Source organism: Agrobacterium sp. NPDC058088 (assembly GCF_042885035.1).
Lineage (GTDB): Bacteria > Pseudomonadota > Alphaproteobacteria > Rhizobiales > Rhizobiaceae > Agrobacterium.
The window spans coordinates 104,671-126,570 of the sequence record NZ_JBHVSU010000001.1 but is presented as its reverse complement, the minus strand read 5'-3'; the positions used below and the strand labels follow the sequence as shown (position 1 = coordinate 126,570).

Annotated in this window: 22 protein-coding genes; 12 read left to right on the top strand and 10 right to left on the bottom strand. The window is 60.2% G+C overall.

Annotation, left to right across the window (positions count from 1 at the left end; translation table 11 throughout):
- Positions 1 to 28: 28 nt before the first annotated feature.
- Positions 29 to 931 (bottom strand): branched-chain amino acid ABC transporter permease, encoded by a 903-nt coding sequence (locus tag ACFVTJ_RS00665; RefSeq protein WP_386903741.1) that lies wholly within the window; start codon positions 929 to 931, stop codon positions 29 to 31.
- 351 nt (positions 932 to 1,282) lie between these two features.
- On the opposite strand from ACFVTJ_RS00665, the gene cysQ reads away from it, so the two are divergent.
- The 4 genes from cysQ (at position 1,283) to ACFVTJ_RS00645 (ending at position 4,451) form a co-directional block, all read left to right on the top strand.
- Positions 1,283 to 2,077 (top strand): 3'(2'),5'-bisphosphate nucleotidase CysQ, encoded by a 795-nt coding sequence (gene cysQ, locus ACFVTJ_RS00660; protein ID WP_386903738.1) that lies wholly within the window; start codon positions 1,283 to 1,285, stop codon positions 2,075 to 2,077.
- 359 nt (positions 2,078 to 2,436) lie between these two features.
- Positions 2,437 to 3,477 (top strand): DUF2793 domain-containing protein, encoded by a 1,041-nt coding sequence (locus ACFVTJ_RS00655; RefSeq protein ID WP_386903736.1) that lies wholly within the window; start codon positions 2,437 to 2,439, stop codon positions 3,475 to 3,477.
- A 193-nt stretch (positions 3,478 to 3,670) separates the two neighbouring features.
- Complete coding sequence (locus tag ACFVTJ_RS00650) at positions 3,671 to 3,946, top strand: DUF1153 domain-containing protein (protein WP_004430042.1); 276 nt, start codon at positions 3,671 to 3,673, stop codon at positions 3,944 to 3,946.
- Between the two features lie 223 nt (positions 3,947 to 4,169).
- Positions 4,170 to 4,451, top strand: coding sequence for a GNAT family N-acetyltransferase (locus ACFVTJ_RS00645; protein ID WP_386903733.1), 282 nt, complete (start codon positions 4,170 to 4,172; stop codon positions 4,449 to 4,451).
- 209 nt (positions 4,452 to 4,660) lie between these two features.
- Here the strand turns inward: ACFVTJ_RS00645 and ACFVTJ_RS00640 are convergent, their stop codons facing one another.
- Both ACFVTJ_RS00640 and ACFVTJ_RS00635 read right to left on the bottom strand, forming a co-directional pair.
- The gene (locus ACFVTJ_RS00640) at positions 4,661 to 4,864 is read right to left on the bottom strand and encodes a DUF1059 domain-containing protein (RefSeq protein WP_080789885.1); all 204 of its coding nucleotides are present in this window, start codon (positions 4,862 to 4,864) and stop codon (positions 4,661 to 4,663) included.
- Positions 4,865 to 5,152: 288 nt separating this feature from the next.
- Positions 5,153 to 5,503, bottom strand: a complete 351-nt coding sequence (locus ACFVTJ_RS00635) for a flagellar export protein FliJ (protein WP_003491821.1) — start codon at positions 5,501 to 5,503, stop codon at positions 5,153 to 5,155.
- A 481-nt stretch (positions 5,504 to 5,984) separates the two neighbouring features.
- Between ACFVTJ_RS00635 and ctrA the strand changes: the two genes are divergently transcribed.
- Positions 5,985 to 6,689 carry a response regulator transcription factor CtrA gene (gene ctrA / locus ACFVTJ_RS00630; protein ID WP_003491823.1) on the top strand — a complete coding sequence of 235 codons (705 nt, stop codon included), beginning with the start codon at positions 5,985 to 5,987 and terminating at the stop codon, positions 6,687 to 6,689.
- 81 nt (positions 6,690 to 6,770) lie between these two features.
- Positions 6,771 to 7,274: a GNAT family N-acetyltransferase gene (locus ACFVTJ_RS00625; RefSeq protein ID WP_386903728.1), complete on the top strand. Its 504-nt coding sequence runs from the start codon at positions 6,771 to 6,773 to the stop codon at positions 7,272 to 7,274.
- Between the two features lie 30 nt (positions 7,275 to 7,304).
- Here ACFVTJ_RS00625 and ACFVTJ_RS00620 read toward each other — a convergent pair whose 3' ends face one another.
- Together ACFVTJ_RS00620 and chpT are read right to left on the bottom strand one after the other, a co-directional pair.
- Entirely contained in the window at positions 7,305 to 7,826 is a 522-nt protein-coding gene (locus ACFVTJ_RS00620; protein WP_386903726.1) for a GNAT family N-acetyltransferase, read from the bottom strand.
- A gap of 83 nt (positions 7,827 to 7,909) precedes the next feature.
- Entirely contained in the window at positions 7,910 to 8,557 is a 648-nt protein-coding gene (gene chpT / locus ACFVTJ_RS00615; RefSeq protein WP_386903724.1) for a histidine phosphotransferase ChpT, read from the bottom strand.
- Positions 8,558 to 8,808: 251 nt separating this feature from the next.
- Here chpT and ACFVTJ_RS00610 point away from each other — a divergent pair, with 251 nt between their 5' ends.
- Both ACFVTJ_RS00610 and ACFVTJ_RS00605 read left to right on the top strand, forming a co-directional pair.
- Positions 8,809 to 9,405: a DUF1134 domain-containing protein gene (locus ACFVTJ_RS00610; RefSeq protein ID WP_386903721.1), complete on the top strand. Its 597-nt coding sequence runs from the start codon at positions 8,809 to 8,811 to the stop codon at positions 9,403 to 9,405.
- Between the two features lie 310 nt (positions 9,406 to 9,715).
- A complete protein-coding gene (locus ACFVTJ_RS00605) occupies positions 9,716 to 10,963 on the top strand; it encodes a hypothetical protein (RefSeq protein ID WP_386903720.1) in 1,248 nt (415 codons plus the stop codon).
- A gap of 244 nt (positions 10,964 to 11,207) precedes the next feature.
- On the opposite strand, the gene ACFVTJ_RS00600 is transcribed toward ACFVTJ_RS00605, so the two are convergent.
- Positions 11,208 to 12,062 (bottom strand): TrmH family RNA methyltransferase, encoded by an 855-nt coding sequence (locus ACFVTJ_RS00600; RefSeq protein WP_386903718.1) that lies wholly within the window; start codon positions 12,060 to 12,062, stop codon positions 11,208 to 11,210.
- Positions 12,052 to 12,444 carry a hypothetical protein gene (locus ACFVTJ_RS00595; protein ID WP_386903716.1) on the bottom strand — a complete coding sequence of 131 codons (393 nt, stop codon included), beginning with the start codon at positions 12,442 to 12,444 and terminating at the stop codon, positions 12,052 to 12,054. The genes ACFVTJ_RS00600 and ACFVTJ_RS00595 overlap by 11 nt, the downstream gene beginning before the upstream one ends.
- A gap of 38 nt (positions 12,445 to 12,482) precedes the next feature.
- On the opposite strand from ACFVTJ_RS00595, the gene ACFVTJ_RS00590 reads away from it, so the two are divergent.
- The 3 genes from ACFVTJ_RS00590 (at position 12,483) to rpoH (ending at position 15,683) form a co-directional block, all read left to right on the top strand.
- Positions 12,483 to 13,505 carry an RluA family pseudouridine synthase gene (locus ACFVTJ_RS00590; RefSeq protein ID WP_386903714.1) on the top strand — a complete coding sequence of 341 codons (1,023 nt, stop codon included), beginning with the start codon at positions 12,483 to 12,485 and terminating at the stop codon, positions 13,503 to 13,505.
- A 284-nt stretch (positions 13,506 to 13,789) separates the two neighbouring features.
- Complete coding sequence (locus ACFVTJ_RS00585) at positions 13,790 to 14,614, top strand: class I SAM-dependent methyltransferase (RefSeq protein ID WP_386903712.1); 825 nt, start codon at positions 13,790 to 13,792, stop codon at positions 14,612 to 14,614.
- Between the two features lie 166 nt (positions 14,615 to 14,780).
- Positions 14,781 to 15,683, top strand: coding sequence for an RNA polymerase sigma factor RpoH (gene rpoH / locus ACFVTJ_RS00580; protein ID WP_386903710.1), 903 nt, complete (start codon positions 14,781 to 14,783; stop codon positions 15,681 to 15,683).
- Between the two features lie 453 nt (positions 15,684 to 16,136).
- Here the strand turns inward: rpoH and ACFVTJ_RS00575 are convergent, their stop codons facing one another.
- Positions 16,137 to 18,449 carry a hypothetical protein gene (locus tag ACFVTJ_RS00575; protein ID WP_386903708.1) on the bottom strand — a complete coding sequence of 771 codons (2,313 nt, stop codon included), beginning with the start codon at positions 18,447 to 18,449 and terminating at the stop codon, positions 16,137 to 16,139.
- A 70-nt stretch (positions 18,450 to 18,519) separates the two neighbouring features.
- Complete coding sequence (locus tag ACFVTJ_RS00570) at positions 18,520 to 19,818, bottom strand: adenylosuccinate synthase (protein WP_386903706.1); 1,299 nt, start codon at positions 19,816 to 19,818, stop codon at positions 18,520 to 18,522.
- 243 nt (positions 19,819 to 20,061) lie between these two features.
- Here ACFVTJ_RS00570 and ACFVTJ_RS00565 point away from each other — a divergent pair, with 243 nt between their 5' ends.
- Positions 20,062 to 20,949, top strand: coding sequence for a DMT family transporter (locus tag ACFVTJ_RS00565; protein WP_386903704.1), 888 nt, complete (start codon positions 20,062 to 20,064; stop codon positions 20,947 to 20,949).
- Between the two features lie 92 nt (positions 20,950 to 21,041).
- Here ACFVTJ_RS00565 and ACFVTJ_RS00560 read toward each other — a convergent pair whose 3' ends face one another.
- Positions 21,042 to 21,575: a transglutaminase-like cysteine peptidase gene (locus tag ACFVTJ_RS00560; RefSeq protein WP_386903703.1), complete on the bottom strand. Its 534-nt coding sequence runs from the start codon at positions 21,573 to 21,575 to the stop codon at positions 21,042 to 21,044.
- Positions 21,576 to 21,900: the final 325 nt, after the last annotated feature.

Here is a 21,900-nt window from a genome sequence, read left to right as displayed (position 1 = left end):
ATTTTCGGAAGCGATATTGGTCATGATGTCAAACCTTCTCGACTTCCGGACGACCGAGAATACCGGTCGGCTTGAAGATCAGCACGAATGCCAGAATGCCGAACGCCGCAACGTCCTTGTAGGCAATGGAGAAATAGGCAGACCAGAGCGATTCGATGAGGCCGATCAGCAGACCACCCAGCACGGCGCCAGGCAGCGACCCGATACCGCCGAGAACCGCCGCGGTGAAGGCCTTGACGCCCGGAATGAAGCCATCGTTGAACGAGGCAACGCCGTAATACATCAGATACATGGTGCCTGCGACCGCAGCCAGCGCCGCACCCATGATGAAAGTGATGGAGATCGTCTTGTCGACATCCACACCCAGCAGCGCCGCCATCTTGCGATCCTGCTCCGTGGCGCGCTGCGCCCGGCCGAGCGGGGTCTTGTTGACGATATACCAGAAGGCGAAGAGCAGCACCGAGGTGACGACCATGATGATGAGCTGCTTCAGCGAAATGGTAATGGCGCCGAAATGATAGCTGTCCGTCACCATCGACGGGATCGGCTTGTTGCGCGGACCCTGCGTGACCTGGATGAAGTTGGACAGCGCAATCGACATGCCGATGGCGGTAATCAGCGGCGCGAGACGGAATGAGCCGCGCAGCGGCCGGTAGGCGACGCGCTCGATCACCCAGTTCCAAAGACCGGTCATCAGCATGGCGACGACCATCATCAGAAGCAGAAGAAGCGCCACCGGAATGCCGGCGAAAAAGGATGTTGCGATCAGAAATACAATCAGGGCGGCAAAGCCGCCAAGCATGAATATATCGCCATGGGCGAAGTTGATCATGCCGATAATGCCGTAAACCATCGTATAGCCGATAGCGATGAGGCCGTAGATTGATCCAAGAGTCAGCCCGTTTATGAGCTGCTGGACAAAGTACTCCATATCTTTCCCCCGGGTATGGCCTCGAATGGACCACGCCTCATTTATGTTAATTATAGGGGAAACCTTTTTTGGAAGCCCCCACCTGCAAAATGCATATCGTGTTCGTTAGAAATGTGAAGTCAAAAACGGGCGATCCTGCACAAAATTTGGAATTTCCACATGGACTGCCGCTTTCCCGATCAAAAAAGCCATGATTTTGGCAGGAAGTGCTGAAAAAATAACGGTCGAATGCTTATTTTAATAACGTCCGATGCCGTTATTTGACGGACGACGGGCAAAAGAGTAGCGAAGAGCGTAAGGACAGAACCCCATGACGGGATGGCCCCGTCGCCGGATGGCTGTGGCAAAGAGATGATCGACATATTGACGAAAGCGGCGCTGGACGCCGGGCAGGCCATCATGGCGGTCCATCGCGCCGGCCCGCATGTGTCATACAAGGACGACTGTTCGCCCGTGACCGAGGCCGACCAACGCGCCGAGGCGATCATTCTTGCGGCACTGTCTGCCCATTTTCCCGACATCCCCGTGATTGCCGAAGAGGCCGTCTCGAGCGGCATCCTGCCGGCAACGGGGGCGGAGTTCTTTCTTGTCGATCCGCTGGATGGAACCAAGGAGTTCATTTCCGGCAAGGACGATTTCACCGTCAACATCGCGCTCATCCGCAACGGTGTGCCGGTGGCCGGCGTGGTCTACGCCCCCTGCCGCGGACAGGCGTGGACGGGCAAGGACAATGCCGCCGAAAAGCTCGCAATATCAGGCGACGGCGCGATCCTGTCGCGCCACCCCATCCAGGCACGCCGGCGCGGCGCCTCCCCGGTGGCGCTGATCAGCCGCTCGCATTGCACCGCAAAGACAGAAGCCTTCGTGGCCGAACACGGCCTGAAGGACTGCATCTCCGTCGGTTCCTCGCTGAAATTCTGCATGCTGGCGGAGGGTGCCGCCGATATCTACCCCCGCTTCAGCCGCACCATGATGTGGGACACCGCCGCCGGCGACGCCGTATTGCGCGCCGCAGGCGGCCGGACGCTCGATTGCGAGGGCAGACTTCTTGCCTATGCGGTGAAGGGTGACGGAGAGGATGCTTTGGCCAACCCGGATTTTATTGCCGAAGGGGCGATGGCGGTCGTGGCGGACCGCGCGGGGTAACAGGCCTCGGGGTTCCTGCGGTTATTGTGACGTGTGGACCGATCTCTGCTTCGGCGCGTGCGGCTTACCCCCCTCTGCCCTGCCGGGCATCTCCCCCACAGGGAGGGAGATCGGCCAGAAGTACCGCCGCCACTTCGTTCTCCAACGTCGAGATGGCCGAAGCCTAGCCGCTTGTCGATCTCCCCCCTTGAGGGGGAGATGCCCGGCAGGGCAGAGGGGGGTAAGCCGCAGACGCCGGAGCCCCACAAAACATCCACCATCACCGTCCCTAAAAAAATATTTCCATCCTCCTTCATCCCCACCCCACGCCACCGCATCACAATGCCCCGCGACCAACACAACCGCGCGGAAAGCACATCATGACGGAACAGACGGCGAGACTTCGGCTTCCCTACATCCTGCCCTCGCAGGCCCAGAAACACGTCACCCATAATGAAGCCCTGCAAAGGCTCGACGCCATCGTGCAGCTCGTCATCAGGGCCGCCGTCACGGCACCGCCCGAAAATGCGGCCGAAGGAGACTGCTTTCTCCTCTCCGCCGATACCACGGGCGATTGGGCCGGCAAGGGCGGCAGGCTGATGTTCCGGCAGGACGACGCATGGCTTTCGATCACCCCGCAGCCCGGCTGGACGGCATGGTTTGTGACCGAAAGCAGATACCGGGTGCTGCAGGACGGACATTGGCGCGATATGCCGCTGCCGGCCAACGGCCGGCTGGAGCGGCTGGGCATCGGCGCGGAGGCCGATGCGAATAACCGCATGGCACTCGCCTCTCCCTCAAGCCTCTTCACCCATACGCAGGACGACGGCAGCCACCGCCTGACGGTTAACAAGGCGGGCAAAACCGATACCGCCTCGCTGCTCTTCCAGTCCGGCTGGAGCGGCCGGGCTGAAATGGGTCTTGCCGGCAACGACGGCTTTTCCATCAAGACCAGCAGGGACGGCACATTGTGGCATACGGCGCTGCTGTGCAGCGGCGATGGCCGGGTCTCGATGCCAAACCGCCCGGTTGCCGTCGCCGGCCTGCCGGCGGGCACCACGAAACCGGCCAGCGGCTCTGCCGCCGGTTTTTCCGTGCTCACCATCGCCGAGGGCGGATTTACGCTTGGTGATGCGGTGAGCGACGGCGGGCGGGAACTCGTCATTCCCGCCAAAGGCCTGTATCTCACTATCCTGTCTCTGGCCGTGGTCGCCTCGTCCGGCCACCGCGTGACGCTCGGCGTCAACGGCGTGCCGGCCAGTTTCAGCATTGCCGGCAATGCCTCAAGTGCAGGCACCACGCAGTCGGCAACCGCGCTCCTTGCCCTTGATGCCGGCGACCGGCTGCGGCTGCAACATGACGGGACGGTGGAGTTGACCCAGGGCAACGGGAAAACATGCCTGTCGCTTGCCGCGCTGTGAGGGAAACAACCGATGCACGAGAAAAAAAATGCGATTTTTGGAAAAATTTTTCCCCGGCAAAATAAGGCGACTCGAACAAATCAGGCGAAACCGTTCAAATTCTTAATAAATTGTCACGACCTGCTTAGTCAATTTTTAAAGGTACCGGGCTAGAGTTCCCGTCATATGGTCTTGAGTTTGTATAGAGTGTCCAATGACCGAAATGATACGCCCACGAGTTAAATATGTCATCGGCCCCGATGGCAGCCCTCTGACGATTGCGGATCTTCCGCCTGCCAATACCCGTCGCTGGGTCATTCGCAGAAAGGCGGAGGTGGTTGCCGCGGTACGCGGAGGACTGCTGAGCCTCGAGGAAGCCTGCGAGCGTTATACGCTCACCGTTGAAGAATTCCTGTCCTGGCAGTCCTCGATCTCCGATCATGGCCTTGCCGGCCTGCGCACCACGCGCATTCAGCAATATCGCCACTGAACCAGTGCGCTGGCGCGGTAACGCGCCCAGACCGAATTTAGAGAACGCCCCGCCGGACCATCGACGGGGCTTTCGGTTTGATTTCGGATCTCTCCTGAAAACTGCCCGACACCGACGGTAATTGTTGCCGGTTTGTGTCCGCTGCGTTCGCTATTGTGCTGTTTCAATTCAGGCGCAAGCCGCTAGACTGGCGAAAACGAACAGCAATGCGGAGGCAGAGACCATGGACATCAAGACCACCGAAACCGGATCGCACGGCGAATATTCGGCAACCATCGACGGCCACAAGGCGGAGATGACCTATTCGCGCACCTCCCCCACCCTTATCATCATCGACCATACCGGCGTGCCCGATGCCCTGCGCGGCAAGGGTGTCGGCCAGGCGCTCGCCGCCCATGCGATCGATGAAGCCCGCAAGGGCGGCTGGAAGATTATTCCGCTCTGCCCCTTCTTCAAGGCCCAGACGCTGCGCCATGCCGAATGGGCGGATGTCATCCAGGGGTAACCCGACAGGCAATCACGAGCGCTGCAGCGTCTTTCTTCTCCCCGCCGGGGAAAAGGTGGCCCGAAAGGTCGGATCAGGGGGCGACGGTAGCGATTAACCGAGAACTCGCCCCCTTATCCCGCTGCCGCGGACTTTTCCCCCTCGGGAGAAAAAACAAGCGGCTTACGTCCAACCCCTCACAACCCTACAAAAACAGCGCGTCTCGCCCGTCACGCCACTTTCAGCGGCGGCGTCCCTGCATGCATGCTGTGGCGGATTTCATCGCGAAATTCGGGCGTATCCTTGGCCCCATGCACCGTCACGGCATGGTGCACCGCTGCCTCCATCAACTCCTCCGGAGAATCGGCGGAGATGGCGATCGTGCATTTGCTGTCACTGGGGAATTCGCGGCAATCAATATATTGGCGGGCCATTTTTCCCTCCCTGAGATAGCCGTCCGCGCCCGCTTGAGGCGCGCACGCAAAGCCCTCCGGCTCATGGTCGGAACCCCCTTAAAATACGCCCTTTACCAACCCCGGACAATAAGAATCAGGGATACGCCGTCCCGCCCGGAAGACCCGGACACCACCCCAAAACAAAAGGCCGCCCTTGAGGAGCGGCCTTTCAAAAAAATGCATGGGCGTCCTGTCATTGAAAGCCGCCTCCTGATCCACCGGCAGCCGTCAATGAGGACGATCATCGTCCGATTTTTACGCCTGATATCAGGCGCGCGCGCGAATTGCTCCGTCGCGGTTTTCGAGGGCAGCGGCCTTTTCATATTCGGCCTGCACCTCTTCCAGCGAAGCCTCGGCAGCCTCCTGCTGGGCCTTCAGTTCCCGAATAGAAACCTGAAGATTATCCGCCCGCTGGCGCGCGGCCTTTGCGAAGGTCGGATAGGCGAAATGCGTCGGATCGGTAATGCCCGACTTGCTCTCTTCCAGAGATATCTGATGCACCAGTTCCTTTGCCATCCGCTCGAATTCGGACATCATCTGCTGCAGCTGGTTAAGCTGCCTGCGTTTTTCGTTGACCTGAAATTCCTTCAGGCGAACCAGGCTGTCACGCGACTTCATACGCAATACTCCATGGATAGCGAGACCCGGATCAAAGAGGCACTATGCCACCCTGATCGGCCCGTTTAACCCGCCCGTTCAACCGGCCGGGTTAACCCGTTGTGCCGGAATGATTCCTAAAAGTTACCCGACGTTAATAAAAAACCGCCGTCGTTAACCTTTCGTTTACGGGCATCGTTAATGATAAACACGATCATTTAAGGGTCGGTAAATGCCAGGTCCAAAAAAACGGGCCAGACGATGTAAGAGTCGATTGAATCACTTAGCGGGAAATCCTCACGTTAAGCTTCAATTTTGGCGATGGTGGATTCACGTGCAAAAACAGCGAAATGCCTAGCTTGCTTAATAAATTCGATACACCTTGCCAAAGGCAATTAGAATTTGTTAACCATTTGGTGGCAGCCTGCAAATCAGGCAACGTCTGGATCCGCATCGCGCGAGGCAATGATTTACCGGTTCGCGGGCGGCAAAGGGGATAATTATGCGGGTTCTACTGATTGAAGACGACAGCGCAACAGCGCAGAGCATTGAACTGATGCTTAAGTCGGAAAGCTTTAACGTTTACACAACCGACCTCGGTGAGGAAGGCGTGGATCTGGGCAAGCTCTACGACTACGACATTATTCTTCTCGACCTTAACCTGCCCGACATGTCGGGTTACGAGGTTCTGAGAACGCTTCGCCTCTCCAAGGTCAAGACGCCGATCCTCATCCTGTCCGGCATGGCCGGCATCGAGGACAAGGTTCGTGGTCTCGGCTTCGGCGCAGACGATTACATGACAAAGCCGTTCCACAAGGACGAGCTTGTTGCCCGCATTCACGCCATTGTCCGCCGTTCCAAGGGCCATGCGCAGTCGGTCATCTCCACCGGCGAACTCATCGTCAATCTGGATGCCAAGACGGTTGAAGTGGGCGGCCAGCGCGTTCACCTGACCGGCAAGGAATATCAGATGCTCGAGCTGCTTTCGCTGCGCAAGGGCACGACGCTGACCAAGGAAATGTTCCTGAACCACCTCTATGGCGGCATGGACGAGCCGGAACTGAAGATCATCGACGTCTTCATCTGCAAGCTGCGCAAGAAGCTCGCAAACGCTGCCGGCGGCGCAAACTACATCGAAACCGTCTGGGGCCGCGGCTATGTGCTGCGCGAGCCTGACGGCGCCACGGAATTCCTCGAAACCGCCTGATCCGTCTCGGACCAGGATAGTTTTTAAAAGACCCGCTGGCGACAGCGGGTTTTTTGTTGCGATTTATGACCAGGTAAAGCCATGAACCACCCGATCCCAACCCTTCGGACTGAACGCCTGACACTGCTCCCCTTAACCATGGCGGACTTCCCCGCCTATCGGGATTTCATGGCCTCGCCGCGTTCCATCGGTGTCGGCGGACCCTACGACCTGCCCTCGACATGGGGCATCTTTTGCCACGATCTGGCCAATTGGCACTTCTTCGGCCATGGCGCGCTGATGATCGAGCTTGGCGAAACAGGCGAATGCATCGGCCAGGTCGGCATCAATCACGGCCCGCTATTTCCGGAAAAAGAACTGGGCTGGCTGCTTTACGAGGGTCACGAAGGGCGCGGTTACGCCGCCGAAGCCGCCTCGGCGCTGCGCGACTGGGCATTCGAGACGCTAAAACTGCCGACGCTTGTCAGCTACGTCTCACCGCAGAACCGCAAATCGGCCGCTGTCGCCGAACGAATCGGCGGAAAGCTCGATGCGGCAGCGCCTCGTTCTGATCCCGAAGACCTCGTTTATCGGCATTATCAGTGAAGATGAGCTGATCGACACGAATCGCTAGGTTTAAACGATCCGCTCGAAAAGCCGGACAGGATTGTTGCGGAACAGCGTCTCGCGAAACGGACGGAAGCCGAATCGGGCGGCGATCGCCAGAGACGGCGTGTTCAGCGCATCGATCATGCATACGGTCCGCTGCGAGATACCGCTCTCGTCGAACCATCCAGTCGCAGCCGCCACCGCTTCGGTTGCGACACCCTTGCCCGTCAATTGCCCGTCTATTTTCCACATCGCCTCGGGCACCCCATCGAAATCGGCACCATTGCCACGGCGCATGTGGGCAAAGCCGACTTCGCCGACGATGCGCCCCGTGGCAAGCTCTTCCACCACAAACGGGCCGAAACCGAAGACGGACCAATGGCCGATGAAACGCAACAGGCGGGCGAAGGCGAGCTCCGGGTCCAGCGGAGCAATCGACGCGACCCCCTCGATCGGCCGGACGGCTGCCCCCCAGAAGGCGCAATAAAGCGCTTCATCCGAAATGGCATGCGGCCGCAGGACAAGGCGGGCGGTTGCCAGACGCGTCATGAACATGCTCCCAAAAATAAAAAGGCCGGCGCGTCGGTTGACGCGATCCGGCCTCTCACAAATTCACCTCGGCAGCTGCACCGTCACTCGGCAACCATCTTTGCGGTAAAGACGATGCGGTCTTCGTGCACCTTGTATTCCACGGCCATACCGGCCTCTTCCGCCAGGAGCAGCGTGTAATAGGGCTGGACGGAATGGGCGTCGACCGCCTCTTCCAGTCGCCCTTCGTAAATTTCCACGAACTTGGCCGGAACGCGCATCATCCGCCCCTTGACGGTGATTTCGAACCTGGCGTCACCATCGGGATTTTCCAGCAGCACATCCACATTGCCACCACGCGGGATCGCGCCATAGGCGACGAGGAAGAGGTTGAGCAGAAGTTTGACACGATTCTTCGCGACGATCGCACGCGGGCCGTTCCAGCTCACTTCCGCTTTCTTTTCGGCGGCGGCGAAATCCTGGGCAGCCTTTTCCGCCTCACCGGTGTCGATGGAGGCACCGGCCGAGCCGGAAGCGCCAAATGCGAGGCGGGCGAACTTCAGCCGCACGGATGCGTTAAGGGCTGACGTGCGGATGAGATCGAGCGCATCGTCATCCGTGCCGCCCTCGTCCAGCAGTTCGAGGCCGTTATTGATGGCGCCGACAGGAGAAATCACATCATGGCACACACGGCTGCACAGAAGAGCCGCCAGATCGGGACCGGACAGCGTGATATTGAGTTTGCTGGTCATAAAATTCTCTCCTGCGCAAGGGAGGCGCGGACGGTGTGGAAATTGTTAAGCCATAATGACACCATATTTGGTAAACCGATTGTTAATAGGATGGTTTCAAAATGCCAAATGCCTTAACAGGCCACATTGGAGCCCCGTGTATCCGTTAGGACGCACGACAGATGCTGTAGAACTTTGACTCTAAGCGTCGGCCCTTGCGAAAACCGATTCGGTTTTTCGGGCTGATGCGTTAAAAAAACAGACGGACGGACATGACGATGCGCCTTACGAAAACCCGCACCATTGCACGCCTCGGACTGGGAAAAATTGTCGCGCTCCTTGCGGGCCTCCTGATGTGGGTCGCGCCGGCTGCGGCCCAGACCAGCGATCAATATTCCATGCAGGAAGTCGTGGATGCAGGCCACGGATTCTTCGGTGAAACCACCGGCGGCCTTGCCAAGGTGGTGGAGCGCGCCTTCCAGCAATATGGTCTTCCGAACGGTTACATTCTCGGCCAGGAAGGCTCCGGCGCATTCGTTGCCGGCCTCACCTATGGCGAAGGCACACTTTACACGAAGAATGCCGGCCAGCACCCCGTCTTCTGGCAGGGCCCCTCGCTCGGTCTCGATTATGGCGGCCAGGGCACCCGCGCCATGATGCTGGTCTACAATCTGCCCTCCGTCGATGCGCTTTATCGCCGCTATGGCGGCGTCAGCGGCTCCGCCTTCATAGTTGCCGGCGTCGGCATGACCTATCTGAAAAGCAGCGATGTGACGCTGGCTCCCATCCGCACCGGCATCGGCGCGCGCCTCGGCATCAATGTCGGTTACCTGAAGCTGACACAGCAGCCGACCTGGAACCCCTTCTGATTCGCTGAGGTCTGAGCGCAGCGAACGGTGGTCTATAGGATGAGGCGTTGCGGCAGGTTTCTTCTCCCCGCCGGGAGAAGGTGGCCCGAAGGGTCGGATGCGGGGGAAACGTTGCCGTATCTCATAACCCTTGCCCCCTCATCCCGCTGCCGCGGACTTCTCCCCCCCGGGGAAGAAGAAACAAGTGGCAACGTCCCGCCCGCGAATTGCCAAAGGGAAACCCCTCCCCACGGTTGCAATAATAGCGTAACGTGCTTTCGCGCCCCTCTTTCCGAATGCGCGCGTATCTGAGTTTCGGAGACTGTCCCGCGTGATCGAATATGCCATTCTCTTCGGATTGGGTTTTCTTACCGCAACCCTGCTGGCGCTGTTGATCGCACCTGCGATCCACCGCCGCATCGTCGCCTATACGGAAAACCGCCTGCGTGCCACCATGCCCATCAGCCCGCAGGAAGTGCGCGCCCAGAAGGACATGGCGCGTGCTCTTTACGCCGCCGAAAACGCCAAGGTTCGCCAGGAACTGGATACCGAACGGGAAAAGAACACCTCGCTGCGCCTCGCCAACGAAGCGGCCTCCAGCGACGCCTACCGCCTTGGCGAACAGAACCGCAGCTTCGCCCTGAAAATCGAGGAGCTGACGCTGGAGATCGGTGACTTGCGCGCCGCCCTCGATGTAGCCGAAGAACGCGCCGGCACCATACAGGCGGCCCTTGCACAACAGGAACAGGCCGCGAACGAGCGCGCCAGCCAGATGGCCGATCTCACCGCGCGCCTGACCAACCTGACGCGTGAACTTGACGATTCAAAGATCCTCGCCGCCACCCGCGATCTCGAAGCCGAGCAGGCCAAGCAGAGCGCCACGCGCTTCCGAAAGGAAGGCGAGACGGCAACCCGCGAGCTGCAGGATGTCGCCGGCCGCAACAGGGAAGCGATGGAAGCCGTTGCGCGCGAAAGCCGCAAGGTGACAAGGCTGGAAGAACAACTGGCCAGCACCATCGCCAAAAACGCCGATCTCGACACGATGCTGACCCTGCGCAACCAGGAAGTCGCCCGGCTTAAGGACCAGCTTGCGGCAACCGGCGGCCGCAGCAACGACATGGTCATTCGCCTGCCGAACCCGGCAGCGCCAGTGGAGAAAGCGGTAAACCCGCCGGAACCGAAAGCGCCAACGCCAGCCGCCGCGCTCGAAACAGCACCCGTGGCAGCGAAGGACGCGGAACAGAAGGCGACTGCAGAAGAAGCAGCCGTCTCCCCCGCGGTTGAGCCGGCAGCGCAGCCAGGCGCAGCGGCATCGGAAGGTCTGGAACAGGAAATCGAGGATATCCGCAATCAGGGCACCGCTCTCACCGAACGCCTGCTGAATGTGCGCGGCACCGGCAATGACGAACCCATCCGCCGCGAAATCGCAAGGATTGCCGCCGAGATGATCGCGCTGACAGCCGCGCAGGAGGGTGAGGCATCGCCTATTCCGGGGTTGCTGGCCAAGGCGTCAGGGTCATCGGGGCGGGAGAGCCTTGCGAAGCGGGCGAAGGTGGTGATGGAGAAGCGCAAGGGGTGATATCCTTACGGCGCAGTGTATGCGGCTAACCCCCCTCTGCCCTGCCGGGCATCTCCCCCACAGGTGGGGAGATCGATATGCGGCAAGGTCTTGCCCAACTCGACATTAGTGAATGAAGTGCCGATATCGCGTCTTGCCGATCTCCCTCCTTGTGGGGGAGATGTCCGGCAGGACAGAGGGGGGTAAACCCCACCCACCAAGGCCAACGTAAACGTCACCCACAAAGGCAGCGGTAAGCAAAACCTCACACCCGCCCGATCGCCCCCGCCATCTGATAAAGCGCCAGCCCCGAAGCCGTCCCCGCATTCAAGCTGTCCAGCTGCGGCGACTGTGCAATCCGCGCCGTATGAAACCGCGACAGCACCGATTGCGGCAACCCCTCACCCTCCGTACCGATGACCAGCGCCATGCGCTCGGAGCGGGGAATATCGCGTATTTCCGTCTCGCCATTCGGCGACAGGCTCCAGATCGCAAAACCGGCCTCGGAAAGCCGTTCCAGCATTTCCACCGCCCCGCCGCCGCGATGATAGGGAACCGACAGCACCGACCCCACGGAAACCCGCAGCGCCTTGCGATAGAGCGGATCGCAGCAGGTCTCGTCCAGCAGCACCGCATCGGCATAAAAAGCCGCCGCATTGCGAAACATAGCACCGAGATTATCGTGGTTGGAAATGCCGCAGCCGACGAGCACCAGAGACGACGCAGGAAGTGCTGCCGTCATCTCTTCCAGCCCATCATCGCGCACCCGTCGCCCGATCGCCAGAATGCCGCGATGCAGATGGAAACCGACAATACCATCCAGCACCGGCGCTTCAGCCACATAAACGGGCACATCCTCAGGGAAATCGGCAAGAATATCCGCAACGCCGGCAAGCCGGTTCTTGAGGATGAGAATGCTCTCCGCCGCAAAGGCCCCACCCGCTTTGTGAGCGGCGGCCAGCATGCGCAGCACCACCGTGCCTTCGGCAATAAAGCGACCCTGCCGGCCGGTGAGATCACGCTCGCGAATATCGCGAAAGGCGGCGATGCGCGGATCGGCCGGGTCGTCGATTGAGATCAGCACCCGCCCATCCAGGAGGTTGTTGACCTCACTGGCCATCAACAGTCACATCGGCCAGGAAACGGCCGGTCGCGACGTTGAAGACCAGCGCCTTGCGCGTGCCGTTTGCCAGCCGGCCATAAAACAGCATGTCGCCGCCGGAATAGCTGACATTGTCGATCGCAAAGCCCTGCGGCAGGCTGGCGGTCACGGCCACCGGACCATTGCCAGTGGGAACGGCGAGGTTCGGCGCTTCCGCCTGCGTCTGAACGGTCTTCGACGGCCCCATCGCCTTGTAGACAACCGCACCGAAGACAGCCATAAGGCTGATAAACATCACGGAGCCCGACACGATCTGCAAACGGATCATCTTGCGGCGAACTTTTTCCATGGCCGGATCAAGCGGCTTGTCTTCCTGTTCGTCTTGCTCGATCTGCGTCATCGGGTTCCCTGAAATGCTGATGGATCGGAAAAATAAGAATGAACGACCCCTTTAAACAAGGCGGAGACGCAAGGAAAGTCCTGATTGCCGGGGAAGACGCCGAAGGCCGCCTCGATTCCTGGCTGGCGGGCGAAGTGGGCAGCGACTTCTCCCGCAGCCGCCTGAAGGCGCTGATCGAACAGGGCGCAGTGTCTCTCAACGGTAATCCGGTGACGGAGCCGAAAAAGAAGGTGCATCCCGGCGACCGTATCGAGATCGTGATGCCTGAGCCGGAAGACCCGGAACCCAAGGGCGAGGATATCCCCCTCGATGTGGAATATGAGGATGAAGACCTGATCGTGCTGGTCAAGCCCGCCGGGCTCGTCGTGCACCCAGGCGCCGGCAACTGGACGGGAACGCTGGTCAACGCCCTCATTCATCATTGCGGCGACAGCCTCTCCGGCATTGGCGGCGTCAAGCGCCCCGGCATCGTGCACCGGCTGGACAAGGAAACATCAGGCGTCATGGTCGTTGCGAAGAACGACAATGCCCACCGGCATCTGGCCGCACAATTTGCCGACCATGGCCGCACCGGCCCGCTGGAACGCGCCTATAAGGCCGTCGTCTGGGGCCGTCCGCGCACGCTTCGTGGCACCATCGATGCCGCCCTTGGCCGTGGTGCCGACCGCACCAAACGCGCCGTCAAGAATGAGGATTCGTTCGATGCCCGTGAAGCGATCACTCATTATGAGGTGATGGAACGCTTCCATGAGCGGCCGGACGCCTCCTGCCTCGCTTCCATGGTCGAGTGCCGTCTGGAAACCGGCCGCACCCACCAGATCCGCGTGCATATGGCCCATATCGGCCATCCGCTGATCGGCGATCCCGAATATGGCGCCGCGTTCCGCACCAAGGCGAACCTTCTGGAAGAACCGGCGAGAAGCACAGTCAACCGCTTCCCGCGCCAAGCGCTCCATGCCTATCTTCTGGCCTTCGAACACCCCCGCACCCGCGAGGTGATGGAGTTCGAAACCGATATGCCTGAAGACATGGAAGAGTTGCTGACTGCCCTTCGCAGCTGAAAACCTGCCTGGCGCAGACAAAAAAACTGCGCCAGGCATTTTGCCGGAAGCCTCGGATAATAAAAAAAGATTAGCGGATAGCGATATTCCGCAGTCGGTCCTTTTTATAGACCGCCCCAATTTCGCTTCAATCGTCGCACCTCCTCGGCCCAGCCGAAGCTTGAAATCACCGCTGTGAAAAACCGCGGCCACACAAGAGCCTGGCGAGAAAAGACACCGCAGGAAACGCTGTTCGTTCAAGTCGCCCCTGAACGAAACCGGCATGATGACGGGATTTATCGCTGATGAATATCGAAGACCGCCGGTTTATATTCCAGGATCTGCGCAGCGTCGAAGGTTATATCGACCCGCCCGACGCGCTTGTCTTCGAGGCCTTGCTGCAGGCGCAGACGAAAGAGGGCCTCAACGGTGGCATGGCTGAAATAGGCATCTATTATGGCCGCTCCTATTTCCTGCTGCGCAAATTCGCCCGGAGCGAGGAGAAGGTGCTGGGCATTGACCTGTTCGATCTCGACCCGCCGCAAGACGGCAGCCTCGACCAATATGAGCGGCTGATGGAGAATGGTCGTCGGCTCGGGTTTTCAATGGATGCGGACCTCATCATCAAGGGCGACAGCACGCGGTTATCGCCTGCCGACATCACCGCGAAGATCGGACCGGTGCGCTTCTTCAGCATCGATGGCGGCCATCACCTGCACCATGTGCTGGCCGATGCGAAACTGGCCATGGAGGTAATCGCGCCCCACGGCGTCATCGTTTTCGACGATACCTTCAATCCCGCCTGGCCGGAGGTGACAGTGGGCGTCGCGGATTTCCTGCGCACCCATGGCCACAGCCTCGTCTGTTTCGCAATGACCAAATACAAGACCTATGTCTGCCGCCGGGAATTTCACGCGACCTATGCCGGCGCGATTGCCGAAGATACCGATCTGCAGGCGCTTGCTCACGTGGAGACGCAGTTCCTCGGCGCGAGGGTGGTGCGTCTGCACAATCCGATGCGCAGACGGGTGATGTATGAGCTGATGGTACGCTCCGGCCTCGGCGGTTTTTCGGAACGAATCTACCGTTCGAAAGTTAAACAGGTCAAAGAAGGTGTCGCCTCGACATAACGCATGTGTGAACGCAGCGTTCGCTTGAAACGCGGCGCGCGCGTACATATCTGTCACATGGGTTCGTGCGGGGTCGGTAACGACCCGCAGCTTACGGTGTGCCTCCGGCGGGTCAGTCGCCGATCAAAGAGGGTGCCGTTCCAGACCATAGATAAGGGGGTGCTTTATGGCCCGCAATAGTTTGCCTACGATTACAGCCGGCGAAGCCGGTCTCAATAGATATCTCGACGAAATCCGCAAATTTCCGATGCTGGAGCCGCAGGAAGAGTACATGCTTGGCAAGCGTTATGCCGAGCATGGCGACCGCGACGCCGCCCACAAGCTCGTCACCAGTCACCTGCGTCTCGTGGCCAAGATCGCCATGGGTTACCGTGGTTACGGCCTGCCGATCGGCGAAGTCGTCTCCGAAGGCAATGTCGGCCTGATGCAGGCGGTGAAGAAATTCGATCCGGAGCGCGGTTTCCGTCTGGCCACCTATGCCATGTGGTGGATTAAGGCCTCGATCCAGGAATATATCCTGCGCTCGTGGTCGCTGGTGAAGATGGGCACGACCGCCAACCAGAAGCGTCTGTTCTTCAACCTGCGCCGTCTGAAGGGCCGCATCCAGGCTATCGACGATGGCGATCTGAAGCCGGAGCACGTCAAGGAAATCGCGACGAAGCTGCAGGTGTCGGAAGAAGAAGTCATCTCGATGAACCGCCGCCTGCATGGCGACGCATCGCTGAATGCCCCGATCAAGGCCTCCGAAGGCGAGTCCGGCCAATGGCAGGACTGGCTGGTGGACGACCATGACAGCCAGGAAGCCGTGCTGATCGAACAGGACGAGCTGGAAACTCGTCGCCGCATGCTTGCGAAAGCCATGGGCGTGCTGAATGAGCGCGAACGCCGCATCTTCGAGGCCCGCCGCCTTGCCGAAGACCCGGTGACGCTGGAAGAACTCTCCTCAGAGTTCGACATCAGCCGCGAACGCGTCCGCCAGATCGAGGTTCGCGCCTTCGAGAAGGTTCAGGAAGCGGTGCAGAAAGAAGCGCTGGAAGCAGCGCGCGCCCTGCGCGTGGTCGATGCGTAAGACAGCGCGCTTATGACGCCAACGCGCTGACCATGAATCATCCTCGGCCTTCGGCCGGGGATTTTTTGTATGTGAAAAGCGGACAACCGGAAATGGTCTGCCTCTGAGACCCGTGATTGGGCTGGAGGAGAAGCGGTAGGGAAAATATCCGCGCTTCGGAGTATGCCGCTTACCCCCCTCTGCCCTGCCGGGCATCTCCCCCACAAGGAGGGAGATTGGCAAGACGCGCCCGCGTTGCGCTATCTCGACCATCAAGAAAGGCGAAACCTTGCCGCGAGTCGATCTCCCCACCTGTGGGGGAGATGCCCGGCAGGGCAGAGGGGGGTGAGCCGCACCCACCAACATCCCCACAACCCGTCATCCGACACGGCAAAGACACCGCCGCAGCCATTCCATAAGCACGTCGTCCGTAGCCATGTAACGAAAAGGGCGGCCTGAGCCGCCCTTAAATCATCACTGTCCCGTCGCCGGCGATGCCGCCGCCCATTCGCTGAGCGCCTTGTCGAAGGCGGCGATGCCGTCATTGCCCTTTTGCAGGGTCAGCAGCGCACGGCGGCCGTTGCGGTAGGACACCGGAATGTCGATCCAGTTGCGGCTCTTCAGAAGCTCCAGATTGGTCTTCATCGCATCCGGGAAGTCGTTGAGCGCGATCATGTGGAAATCGTCGGTGATCTTGGCCGGAACCGCGATCAACGCATTGCCACGATCCTGCTCGGTGCTCTTCATCGCGATGCGCTGGACGCTGTCGATCGCGCCGCCTTCAAAGCCCGGCGACACCGAGAAGACGATCTCGATCAGATGGCTTGCCGGCAGCGACGGATCGGTGTTGCGCTTGAAGGTGATCAGCGCGCTGAGGCCACGGCCGGGAACGGTGATCTGGCCCTGCACGGTGGGCGAAGGTTTGCCTTCCGCGTCATTTTCCTGCTGCAGCGACCAGGACACGCTGCCCTGAATGGCGGTCGGCACCGTCTGGCCCAGCACTTCCTCATAGAGGAACATGCGGTCGCCGCTGGCGGCAACGGCGGGCTGCTGTGCCGGCGGCGTGCCGGCCGGCGTTCCCGCAGGTGCGCCCGTATTATTGGCCGGAGCTTCACCCGCAGGCGGCGGCGCGACGTTCTGCTCATAGACAGACTGGCCTTCGGCCGTCACCGGCTGGCCGTTCGCCCCGGCGGCGGGCCCTTCGTCACGTTCGGTGCCATCGGCCATCAGCCGCTGCGTGAACTTGGTGCCGGTCACGGAGCCGTCGTCGCCATGTGGCTGGGTCTGGTGATTGTTCGGCGTCGCTGCCTGCTGCTGGCCGGTGGCGGCAGGCGACTGCTGACTTGCTGGCGTGGTCGTCGAAGGCTGCGTCTGCGCCGTGTCGGTGGGCATCGTCTGGCCATTACCGCCATTCTGTGCGGAACTGACCAGCCCGCCGACCATGTCGTTCAGCGCATCGCGGTTCATCCACACGGCATAACCGCCGCCGGCAAGCAGCGCTACGCCGACAAGGGCGAGCACGACCGACGCATAGTTCCGGCGCGGCTTCTTCTTGACCATATAAGCGGGCGTCGCCGCCGCAGCAGCCAGACCGGGCGCATCACCGGAAGCCTGCCGGTTGGACGGGGATGCCCCGTCATAACCGATCAGCTCGTCCAGATCATCCCAGGGCGTACGTTCCTTATTGTCCCTGGCACCCGCCGGCTCGCCAAAGAGATCATTATCCGCGCGCGGCAGCGCCGGCGCGTCCTTGGCGGGAACGGAAATATCCGCATCCTGGAAATAGGACGAGAAATCCTCGACCACGGCTGCCTTCTTCGGCGCCTGTTCTTCAACCTGGTGATGCTCGTCGAAATCGTGCCGGCCGCCAAAGGCGGGCGCATGCTCCACGGCGGCAGGACCCAGATGGTCGTCCGTTTCGCGCCTGTCTGGCTCGAAACTTACCTCTGGCTCCTGATAGTGCTGCGCAGCGTAACCGGCAACGAGCGGACGTTCGCCGCTCTCGTCGCCAATATCCTCATAGGCTTGTCCGGCCGGACGTGCATCGTCGGCCTGCGCTTCCTCGAGCTTGCGCCAGTCATCCTCATCCACCGGCTGCGCCCAATGGGAGGGAACGGAATCATCGGCGGCAGCGCGTGCCGTTTCTGGCGCCGCATGGTCTTCCTGCGGCTGGTGAGCCGGCTCTTCTTCCGTGCGGGTGAAATAGGTGCCGACGTCTTCGTGGGAAGCGGTCACCCGCGCCGGTGCGGCATGCGCCGGTTCCGGCGCATCATATAGCTCTTCCGGCTCATGCGTCCCATGATGCCGCTCCTCTTCGGAAGCGTAGGCATCAAGGCGGGGTTCGTCGTGATGGGCGGGCTCTTCGTAAACCGGCTCGGGCTCAGCCGACGCGGGCTCTTCATAAACAGGCTCATACGGGGCCTCTTCATGATGAACAGGCTGTTCCGGTTCGACTTCGCGCGCGATTGCAGCGGGATGGGCCGCTGCTTCATCGACGGCATCCTGAGGTTCATAGGATGCCGCCGTCTCTTCGGCCACCGGAGAGAACGCGTCATCCTCCTCCAGCGCCGGAAGCGCCTCGGCATATTCGCTGTCCACCTCAGCAATGGCGGCGTCCAGCTTGGCGATCTGCCGGCGCAACAATTCTTCCGGCGGACGTGGCTTCATATTCTCGAGCTGGCGCACAACCGCACTGCGCGCCTTGTCGTAAACCTTCGCCCGGTTTTCGGGAGTATTGTTCGCCAAGCCATCCACGGCCTTGCGAATGACTGCTACAAAATCCGCCATAAGCACTTTCTCGTCGTGACCAGCGACGTACCGGCCCGATATGGTTTATGAATCTAGATCGCCGAGGACATTAATCCTCAAACGGATCAGTCACAAGTATGGTGTCGTCACGCTCGGGACTTGTCGACAGAAGCGCAACCGGCGCTCCGATCAGTTCCTCCACCTGCCGGACGTATTTGATTGCCTGAGCAGGCAAATCCGCCCATTTTCGGGCACCGACGGTAGATTCTTTCCAGCCTTCCAGCGTGATGTAGATCGGCTCGACGCGCGCCTGCGCACCCTGGCTGGCCGGAAGATGATCGATTTCCTGCCCGTCAAGCTTGTAGCCGACGCAGATTTTCAGCTCATCCAGACCGTCGAGAACGTCGAGCTTGGTCAGCGCAATGCCGGTAATGCCGTTGGTGGCGACCGACTGGCGCACCAGCGCGGCATCGAACCAGCCGCAGCGGCGCTTGCGGCCGGTAACCGTGCCGAATTCATGACCCTTTTCGCCCAGGAACTGGCCGATTTCGTCATTGAGTTCAGTCGGGAACGGACCTTCGCCAACGCGTGTGGTGTAAGCCTTGGTGATGCCGAGAATGTATCCGAGCGACCCCGGACCCATGCCCGAACCGGCAGCAGCCTGTCCGGCAACCGTGTTGGAAGAGGTCACATAGGGATAGGTGCCGTGGTCGATATCGAGCAGCGAGCCCTGGGCACCTTCGAACAGAATGCGCGCACCGGCGCGACGCTTCTTGTCGAGCAGCAGCCAAACGGTTTCGCTGAACGGCAGGATGCGCTCGGCAATCGAGCCCAGCTCTTCCATAATCGTCTCATGCGAGACTTCGGCTGCACCGAAACCGCGACGTAGTGCGTTGTGGTGCGTCAGAATACGATCGACCTTGGCGGAAAGCGCGTCCATATCGGCGAGATCCATGACGCGGATGGCGCGGCGGCCGACCTTGTCCTCGTAAGCCGGGCCGATGCCACGGCGGGTGGTGCCGATCTTGGTGCCGCTGTTGGAGGCGGCGTCTTCGCGCATGCCGTCCAGTTCACGGTGCAGAGAAAGAATGAGCGTGGCATTGTCGGCGATACGCAGGTTTTCCGGGGTAACCTTGACGCCCTGCGCTTCCAGACGGCCGATTTCGGCAATCAGCGCATGCGGGTCGACCACGACGCCATTGCCAATGACGGCGAGCTTGCCGGGACGCACGACGCCTGATGGCAGGAGCGAAAGCTTGTAGCTGACACCATCGATGACAAGCGTGTGGCCGGCATTGTGACCGCCCTGGTACCGCACGACGACATCTGCCCGCTCGGACAGCCAGTCGACAATCTTGCCTTTACCCTCGTCGCCCCATTGCGAGCCGACCACCACAACATTCGTCATTTCTTGCTTTCCTGCTCATGGCGCCTGCGCGCCCGATAACCCGATGGGAAACCCAAACCCGCGAATGTATACTGTGTTGTTTTAAGGAAAGCGACCCTGTTTCTTATGGTGAATTTTGCTTTTTCCGTGACAAGCCGCCGATTTCCCGCATTATCTCGCCCGGCGGAGGACGAAGCGCGGGCGCAAGGCCGCAGCTGACCCCTTGGCCATTTTCCCGCCCCGTGAAAAAGCGAACCAATCAGCGTGCCTTCCAAAGCCTATATCGCCCTCATCATCGCCACGCTCTGCTGGGGCGGCAACACCGTTGCCGGCAAGCTTGCCGTCGGCCACATCAGCCCCATGGCTTTCACCATGCTGCGCTGGGTGTTTGCCGTCGCCATCATCTTTGCCATCTCCGTGCCGCAGCTCATCCGCGACTGGCCGGTGGTAAGGAAGCGCCTGCCCTATTTCTTCGTGCTCGGCAGCGTTGGTTATACGGCGTTCAACGTCTTTCTCTACACGGCGCTGCAATATACATCCGCCATCAACGTCGCGGTCATTCAGGCCGGCGTGCCCATGGTCATTTTCGTTCTGAACTTCGTGCTGTTCCGCACGCGGGTGCTGATCGGCCAGATCGTCGGCTTCTGCCTCACCATTGCAGGCGTGGCGCTGCTCGCTTCCCACGGCAATCCGCTCTCACTGCTGTCACTCGAAGTGAATGTCGGCGATGCGATCATGCTGCTCGCCGTGCTGGTCTATGCCATCTATACCGTCATCCTGCGCTGGAAGCCTGTTGTCAACTGGCGAACGCTGATGGCGATCCCGGCCTTCTTTGCGCTCCTCACCTCCATTCCCCTGGTGCTATGGGAAATGTCGCGAGACACGATCGTCTGGCCGGATCAGACCGGCTGGATGCTGGTGACCTATGCGGGCATATTCGCTTCGCTCATCGCCCAGATTCTCTACATTAAAGGTGTCGAGCAGATCGGCGCCAACCGCGCCGGCCTCTTCATCAACCTCGTGCCGGTCTTCGGCACATTGTTATCAGTGGTCGTGCTCAGCGAGACCCTGCATGGCTACCAGATCGTCGCGCTGATGCTGGCGCTCGCCGGTATCGCCGTTGCCGAACGAAAAAAATCGCCGGTTTCCTGAACCAACAGAGATCAGGAAAACCGGCGCAGTCTGGCAGGCATAAGCAGTGAAGCATCGGATCCAGAAAGATTTCCGATGCTGAAATTTAAAGATTAGAGCGCGGTTTCGCGGCTCTCGGCAGAAAAGGCGGCGTTGCCCAGCACGATATCGCCCTTGTCAGTGGTAACGATCAGCACCTTTTCGAGCGATCCGTCATTGTTCAGTGAAAAGGCGACGCGCAGCGCATTGGAAGACCAGCCAGCACCGGCAAGAGCCGTACGCTTGATCGCGGCGCAGTCACCGCAATCACCAAGGCTTACCGACGGCGTTGCCGGAACATCACCTGCGAAACCGGAGAAATAATCATCGAGCGCACCCATGGTGGCGTTCACATCACGGTTGACGCGCAGCAACTCTTCGCGGCGCTCAGCTGTCAGCGGTGCAGCAATCGTCGAGACGCACCGACCGGCGGAAAGAACACAACCATCGAAACCATCCCGGGGAGAAATACCGATCTGCGTCACGGCAGACTTCTCGACGGCGGCAAATCCGCGGGCAAAACCGGCAGCACCCGCCGCATCGGCATGGGTGGACATGGAAGCGATGGCAATTCCGCAGATGGCGGCAGCAATAATCTTCTTCAGCATTTCATACCCCGTTTGCGATCCGCCGGCTTGTACCGGTCTCGATTTCGTTTGCGGAGCGCCTCTTGCAAAGGCCACTCCCTGTCTGTGATCCCACAATGGCACAGCACTGTTTTCAGCCGCTTTAAGCCGATTGCTACAATTTTATCGGTTTTCATTTTTAGACAGCGGACGCGTTTTTCGAATATGCGCGAGCACCGCCGCCACGGATTCCGAGGCGACGTTGGAAACGATGATAGGGCCGCATCGCTGCGGGGTACCAGATGGTATTGCAGGGTTTTGCAGACGATGCGGCCCCGGCTCCGACACTTCAGCCTGTGACCCAGCC

What these genes read in the sequence shown, in the direction of transcription:
- ACFVTJ_RS00665 (WP_386903741.1), bottom strand. Translation starts at nt 931, where the DNA reads ATGGAGTACTTTGTCCAGCAGCTCATAAACGGGCTGACTCTTGGATCA.
- cysQ (WP_386903738.1), top strand. Translation starts at nt 1,283, where the DNA reads ATGATCGACATATTGACGAAAGCGGCGCTGGACGCCGGGCAGGCCATC.
- ACFVTJ_RS00655 (WP_386903736.1), top strand. Translation starts at nt 2,437, where the DNA reads ATGACGGAACAGACGGCGAGACTTCGGCTTCCCTACATCCTGCCCTCG.
- ACFVTJ_RS00650 (WP_004430042.1), top strand. Translation starts at nt 3,671, where the DNA reads ATGACCGAAATGATACGCCCACGAGTTAAATATGTCATCGGCCCCGAT.
- ACFVTJ_RS00645 (WP_386903733.1), top strand. Translation starts at nt 4,170, where the DNA reads ATGGACATCAAGACCACCGAAACCGGATCGCACGGCGAATATTCGGCA.
- ACFVTJ_RS00640 (WP_080789885.1), bottom strand. Translation starts at nt 4,864, where the DNA reads ATGGCCCGCCAATATATTGATTGCCGCGAATTCCCCAGTGACAGCAAA.
- ACFVTJ_RS00635 (WP_003491821.1), bottom strand. Translation starts at nt 5,503, where the DNA reads ATGAAGTCGCGTGACAGCCTGGTTCGCCTGAAGGAATTTCAGGTCAAC.
- ctrA (WP_003491823.1), top strand. Translation starts at nt 5,985, where the DNA reads ATGCGGGTTCTACTGATTGAAGACGACAGCGCAACAGCGCAGAGCATT.
- ACFVTJ_RS00625 (WP_386903728.1), top strand. Translation starts at nt 6,771, where the DNA reads ATGAACCACCCGATCCCAACCCTTCGGACTGAACGCCTGACACTGCTC.
- ACFVTJ_RS00620 (WP_386903726.1), bottom strand. Translation starts at nt 7,826, where the DNA reads ATGACGCGTCTGGCAACCGCCCGCCTTGTCCTGCGGCCGCATGCCATT.
- chpT (WP_386903724.1), bottom strand. Translation starts at nt 8,557, where the DNA reads ATGACCAGCAAACTCAATATCACGCTGTCCGGTCCCGATCTGGCGGCT.
- ACFVTJ_RS00610 (WP_386903721.1), top strand. Translation starts at nt 8,809, where the DNA reads ATGACGATGCGCCTTACGAAAACCCGCACCATTGCACGCCTCGGACTG.
- ACFVTJ_RS00600 (WP_386903718.1), bottom strand. Translation starts at nt 12,062, where the DNA reads ATGGCCAGTGAGGTCAACAACCTCCTGGATGGGCGGGTGCTGATCTCA.
- ACFVTJ_RS00595 (WP_386903716.1), bottom strand. Translation starts at nt 12,444, where the DNA reads ATGACGCAGATCGAGCAAGACGAACAGGAAGACAAGCCGCTTGATCCG.
- ACFVTJ_RS00590 (WP_386903714.1), top strand. Translation starts at nt 12,483, where the DNA reads ATGAACGACCCCTTTAAACAAGGCGGAGACGCAAGGAAAGTCCTGATT.
- ACFVTJ_RS00585 (WP_386903712.1), top strand. Translation starts at nt 13,790, where the DNA reads ATGAATATCGAAGACCGCCGGTTTATATTCCAGGATCTGCGCAGCGTC.
- rpoH (WP_386903710.1), top strand. Translation starts at nt 14,781, where the DNA reads ATGGCCCGCAATAGTTTGCCTACGATTACAGCCGGCGAAGCCGGTCTC.
- ACFVTJ_RS00575 (WP_386903708.1), bottom strand. Translation starts at nt 18,449, where the DNA reads ATGGCGGATTTTGTAGCAGTCATTCGCAAGGCCGTGGATGGCTTGGCG.
- ACFVTJ_RS00570 (WP_386903706.1), bottom strand. Translation starts at nt 19,818, where the DNA reads ATGACGAATGTTGTGGTGGTCGGCTCGCAATGGGGCGACGAGGGTAAA.
- ACFVTJ_RS00560 (WP_386903703.1), bottom strand. Translation starts at nt 21,575, where the DNA reads ATGCTGAAGAAGATTATTGCTGCCGCCATCTGCGGAATTGCCATCGCT.